Source organism: Corynebacterium sp. HMSC05D08 (genome assembly GCF_001807215.1).
Taxonomy (GTDB): domain Bacteria; phylum Actinomycetota; class Actinomycetes; order Mycobacteriales; family Mycobacteriaceae; genus Corynebacterium; species Corynebacterium striatum.
The window spans coordinates 1-5,165 of the sequence record NZ_KV788357.1 but is presented as its reverse complement, the minus strand read 5'-3'; the positions used below and the strand labels follow the sequence as shown (position 1 = coordinate 5,165).

Here is a 5,165-nt window from a genome sequence, read left to right as displayed (position 1 = left end):
CCCGACGTGTCCACTTTCCGGGGGTCAGGCCCCAACCCCGAACCGGCGTAACAATAGGGTGTAATCAACTTTTACAAGTGTTATCTGTCTCGGAGAGGATAAGAATCAGAGAATGATCCTCTACGTCCGGTTCCTACCCCAGATCATTCCCACCGAAAGCCGCCGCCAACCGGCCTGACCTCGCTCACTCGCCGGGCCACGGCATCACCATGGGGCTTGACCTTCGAGCCGGGAGCCCGGGCGCTTGCCAAGGTCCAGCGAAGCTCTCCTGCTGCCGTGAACTATGTCGCGGTGGACATCGCGTCCTACGAGACGGCCGATGAAATCAGGGAATTCCTGGCCGGAAATGGGGCGTCATCCCTGGTCTTTGCCTCTGATACCGATACGCGGCTCATCACCGCCTACCGGATAAACCAGGTAAGCACCGCTGTAATCCTAGACGCCGCGGGCACGGAGGTCTTCCGTGCCGTGGAGCCGGGTGCTGCGTAACTGCGGACGGCACTGGCCGCGGCGGGAGCCGACTCAGTGAAGCCCCTTAGCCTGCGGCGGGCTCAGATGTAACTGCAGATTTGTTCAGCATCGCAGCGCTGAGGGTCGGCCACCTCGGCGGTTGCATATTGTTCGGCCACGGTCACCCGGAGCGCGGTGAGCTCCGCGATTTTCCGGTCCAGGTCCTGCAACTGTTTCCCCAGGACATCCCGTACGTGGGTGCAAGGCGTCAAACCGCTATCGCGGATCCGCAGAATGCCCTGGATCTGCGCCAGTGTCAGCCCGGCGATTTGGCTGCGGCGAATGAATTCGAGGCGGCTGAGGGTGTCGTGGGTGTAGTCACGATAGCCGTTGGCCGAGCGCTCAGCCGGTGGGAGCAGGCCCCGGTCCTCATAGAACCTGATCGTCTTGGTTGTTATACCGGCAGCATCAGCAACTTCACCGATTCGCATTTCGGGTCCTCATCTCGTTCCAAAAAATCGCATATGACCCTTCCATCGTACTGGAACGTTCCGCATCGGCACCCGCAAACCAACAGGTCCCGTCGCCAACTTGACCTTCCCCCTTAGTGGAAGGTTGATAATGGGGTGTGACGTACTACTGGCCGTCCGGTTTCGTGTTGGGGTCCCCTGTCGGGGTCCCGGACACGAGCCGGACATATGAAGGGATGATCATGTCAATAAAAGTGAAGGGCCGGAAGCGCTCTGGCCTGGTGCTTGCGGCAGGCACTCTGCTGTCCTTCCTTGGTGTTGTGATGGTGGCGCTGGTGTGCTGCGGGGTACCCGTTCTGACGGCTGCAGCCGGTGTTTTCGCCGCGGCCGGCGCAATGGCCGGCAACCTCTGGTTCATTGCCGCCGCAGCCCTTGCCGCCGCAGCCCTTGCCGCGGGGGCCCTGCTCCTGCGGGCGCAGCGTCGGGGCAGCCCGGGGACGGATTGTTGCGCCCGTTCCCGCCCGGGGGCCAGCCTGTCCGCGGGTTCTACTCCAACACCTCATTCATCGTCGGAGCAGGAGCGGTCCGGGCAGTCCCGGGCCGGTGTTTCTGAGGATGCGGGGTCACAGGGATGACGGGTGTTTTGGGTCTGGCCTTTCTGACCGGAATGCTTGCCACGGTGAATCCATGCGGGTTTGCGATGCTGCCAACCTATCTGGCGTATTTCATTGGTTCAGGCCCCGGTGCGGGACGGAAGCGGCCGTTGCTTGCAGGTCTTCAGGCCGGGGTTGCCCTCAGCGCCGGTTTCGCCACTGTCTTTGTTACGGCCGGCCTGCTCGCCGCTGTAGGCCTGCGGTCGGTGGCGTCGGCGCTTCCCTGGGCGGCGGCGCTGATCGGAGCGGTTATTGTGGTTGCCGGCCTTGGCATGGTGTTCGGATGGCAGCTGCCCGGGGCGAGGTTGAACCTGCCCCGGATTCTGAAGACGGACGGGACCAGTTCGGGCCTCAGGGCGGTCTTTGGCTACGGGGTGGCCTATGCGGTGGCTGCGCTCTCTTGCAGCCTGGCCCTGCTGCTGGCTGTTGTCGCCCAGGCTGTGTCCACCGGGAGCCTGGCTGGGCTGCTGGCGGTCTTCGCCGCCTACGCCTTGGGCTCCTCGGTGGTGCTGGTCCTTCTGTCCCTCGGTGCAGCGGTAGCGCGGGACGTCCTGGCACGCCACGTCCGAAGGATCCTGCCGTTTGTTAATCGTCTCGGCGGAGCCGCGCTTATCCTCGCAGGGATCTACCTGTTGCTCTACTGGGTTCCGGCCCTGTCCGGCGGGCAGGCCGGGGAGATCATGGGCGGGACGGTCACCGAAGCCAGCGTGGCGCTGTCCGGTTTCATCTCGGGCAACTGGCCCATCATCACCCTCACCGCGGTGGCCGCCGTCCTCGCCGCCGCGGCCCTGGCCCTGCGGCGCCGCAGTAAAAGCAAGGCACAAGACAACAGCGCAATCACGGATGGGGCTGAGAGCAGCGACAGCACCGAAGCGTGCTGCGGCCCGGAACATCTTCTTCCCGACACGGCGCCAGGGCGCACCAACCAGAAAGGAAACCCATGACAACGACCAGAAACCACCGGCGGATCTTCACCATTACTGCCGTCGTAGCGGCCGCGGCCCTCATCCTGGTCCTGGCCCTCACTGCGTTGAACCGCGGGAGCGAAACCGCTCCCGCCGCCGGGCCAGCGGGCGCAAACAACGTGGACAGGATCGAGATCACATCTGTGGACGGCAAGGCCCTCACCGTCCCTTCCACCCGCCCGACAGTGCTGTATTTCATGGCGAGCTGGTGCTATACCTGCGTTCCGCAGGCAGAAGCGATGAAGGAACTGGAACAGGAATATGCCGATAAGGCAGACTTCGTCGCCGTGGACGTGACGCCGGAGAACACAAAAACCCAAGTGGACCAGTTCCGCGAAATGGCCGGCACACCCGGATACCCCTTCGTTGTCGACCGGACCGGGGAACTCACCCAAAAGTACGCGGTCACATCCCTAGACAGTACCGTCGTCATCGCACCTGACGGTGACATCCTGGGCCGGGCCGATTCCCGGCCCATGAAAGCCGATGCCCTGAAGGAATTTCTTGACACAACACTTCCGTAGCAACACCGATCTCTTCGCTCCCGTTCTTGACCTTCCCGTGCAGGGGAAGGTGCAGACTGGGGACAGCATGCAAAAAGGAACGCCCCCGGGGTGTTCATTCGAGACTCCAAGGAGGACTAATGCCTGAGGCAGCACCAGATTTTGATTTAGCCGTGATCGGTTCCGGAGGCGGCGCCTTCGCCGCCGCCATCCGGGCCACCAAGCTGGGCTATCGGGTCGTGATGATCGAACGCTCCACGGTGGGCGGGACCTGTGTGAACACCGGGTGCGTTCCCTCCAAAGCCCTGCTGGCCGCCGCCGAAGCCCGGCATGTCGCTGTGGATGCGACCGGAAGGTTCCCCGGGATCAGCACTTCCGCCGCCCCGGTGGACATGGGTGTACTGATAGACGGGAAACGCTCCCTGGTCGAGCGAATGCGCTCGGATAAATACGTGGATCTGGCCGCCGACTACGGATGGGACCTGCGCCAGGGCACCGCGGTGTTCGCCGGCACCCCGGAGGAACCGGTCCTGGAAATCACCGGACCCGACGGCACCCGCGACTCCCTGACCGCCGCCCATTATCTGGTCGCGACCGGTTCGACCCCGTGGGCACCCCCGGTGCCGGGACTGGATGAAGTCAACTACCTGACCTCGACCACCGCCATGGAACTGAACGAAGTGCCCGAGTCCCTGATCGTCTTCGGCGGCGGGTACGTGGCCCTGGAGCAGGCGCAGCTTTTTGCCCGCCTCGGATCCAAAGTGACCTTGCTGGTCCGCTCCAGGCTTGCCTCGCACGAGGAACCGGAAGCCTCCCGTGCGCTGATGGGCGTCTTCGCCGACGAGGGCATCCGCGTGGTCCGCCGCGCAGCCGTAACTTCGGTCCGCACAGATCCCGCCGGCGCAGAGGTCCTTGTCACCGCCACGGTCGCCGGGGGCCAGGAGGAATTCCGCGCCGCAAAGCTGCTGGTAGCCACCGGCCGACGCGCCGTCACCGACGGACTGAACCTGGACGCCGTCGGCGTCAAGACCGGCGACACCGGCCAGATCCTGGTCGAGAGCACACTCGCCAGCTCCAACCCCAGGATCTGGGCCGCAGGGGATGTGACCGGGCACCGAGAATTCGTCTACGTCGCGTCCGCCCACGGAACCCTGATGGTGGAGAACGCCTTCAACAACGCCGGGCGCGAGGTCGACTACCGGCACCTGCCCCGCGTGACGTTCACCAGCCCGTCACTGGCCGCGGTCGGCATGACCGACAAGGAAGCCAACGAGGCGGGCATCCGGTGTGAATGCCGGGTCCTGCCCCTGGAATACGTTCCCCGGGCACTGGTGAACCGGGACACCCGCGGCTTCATCAAAATCGTCGCCGACGCCGACACCGGACGGATTGTGGGGATCACCGCCGTCGGCAAGGAGGCCGGTGACCTGGCCGCCGCCGGAGTCTACATCCTCGAGGCCGGCATGACCGTTGACCAGGTCGCGAACCTCTGGTGCCCATACCTGACCATGGCCGAAGGGATCAAAATCGCCGCACAGTCCTTCACCACCGACGTCTCCAAACTCTCCTGCTGCGCCTCCTGACCCGCGCCAGATCCCAGCCTAATCCCATTACGTTGTTGGCAGTTCCGCTTGAAGGAGCCCAGGATTCGTACTCCTAGCCCCATGCTGGGGCAGGCTATGTTTATCTGCGTTCCTTCTGCCTTGTGTCAGTGGAACTAGTCGCTGGCTTCGGTATGGCTTATTTTCGTCCCTGTCTGAAAATGATCCGGGGGGTGTTCCCGATCTCTGTCTTCGCATAGATCAAGCGCGTTAGCATTTATTGGGCCTGAACCCCGGAAAGTGGACACGTCGGGGGTTAGCTATGCTGCTTTGGTCAGTGTAGCTGATGTGAGTGCTTCGAAGTCATTGGGGGCTAGAAGGTTGCACCAGGAGTGTCGCCTGCGTGTGTTGTAGCGCATGCACCACCGGAAGACTTCCTGGCGGCAGGCGATCGGATTGTCAAAGACTTTCCGATCACGCAAGACTTCACGCTTTAAGGCGGCATTAAAGGACTCTGCCAGGGCATTATCCGCACTCGTTCCTACCGCTCCCATGGATTGGCGTACACCAAGCCAGGCGCAGT

The 5,165-nt window shown here is 63.4% G+C and carries 7 protein-coding genes; 5 read left to right on the top strand and 2 right to left on the bottom strand.

Going from position 1 to position 5,165, the window contains the following annotated elements:
• Positions 1–276 precede the first annotated feature (276 nt).
• A complete protein-coding gene (locus tag HMPREF3148_RS11575) occupies positions 277–489 on the top strand; it encodes a thioredoxin domain-containing protein (protein WP_239658599.1) in 213 nt (70 codons plus the stop codon).
• A 62-nt stretch (positions 490–551) separates the two neighbouring features.
• On the opposite strand, the gene HMPREF3148_RS11570 is transcribed toward HMPREF3148_RS11575, so the two are convergent.
• Positions 552–935 carry a heavy metal-responsive transcriptional regulator gene (locus HMPREF3148_RS11570; protein WP_369815758.1) on the bottom strand — a complete coding sequence of 128 codons (384 nt, stop codon included), beginning with the start codon at positions 933–935 and terminating at the stop codon, positions 552–554.
• 227 nt (positions 936–1,162) lie between these two features.
• Between HMPREF3148_RS11570 and HMPREF3148_RS11565 the strand changes: the two genes are divergently transcribed.
• From HMPREF3148_RS11565 to merA, 4 genes are all read left to right on the top strand, one after another.
• Positions 1,163–1,555: a hypothetical protein gene (locus HMPREF3148_RS11565; RefSeq protein WP_049062849.1), complete on the top strand. Its 393-nt coding sequence runs from the start codon at positions 1,163–1,165 to the stop codon at positions 1,553–1,555.
• On the top strand, positions 1,552–2,517 hold the full coding sequence (locus HMPREF3148_RS11560) for a cytochrome c biogenesis CcdA family protein (RefSeq protein ID WP_005532162.1): 966 nt from the start codon (positions 1,552–1,554) through the stop codon (positions 2,515–2,517). Before HMPREF3148_RS11565 ends, HMPREF3148_RS11560 begins: the two co-directional genes overlap by 4 nt.
• Positions 2,514–3,062 carry a TlpA family protein disulfide reductase gene (locus tag HMPREF3148_RS11555; RefSeq protein WP_005532161.1) on the top strand — a complete coding sequence of 183 codons (549 nt, stop codon included), beginning with the start codon at positions 2,514–2,516 and terminating at the stop codon, positions 3,060–3,062. The genes HMPREF3148_RS11560 and HMPREF3148_RS11555 overlap by 4 nt, the downstream gene beginning before the upstream one ends.
• A 119-nt stretch (positions 3,063–3,181) precedes the next feature.
• Positions 3,182–4,624 (top strand): mercury(II) reductase, encoded by a 1,443-nt coding sequence (gene merA, locus HMPREF3148_RS11550; RefSeq protein ID WP_049151230.1) that lies wholly within the window; start codon positions 3,182–3,184, stop codon positions 4,622–4,624.
• 278 nt (positions 4,625–4,902) lie between these two features.
• Here the strand turns inward: merA and HMPREF3148_RS13375 are convergent.
• Positions 4,903–5,165: integrase core domain-containing protein (locus HMPREF3148_RS13375; protein WP_141741094.1), on the bottom strand; the 263-nt coding region annotated here is incomplete at its 5' end.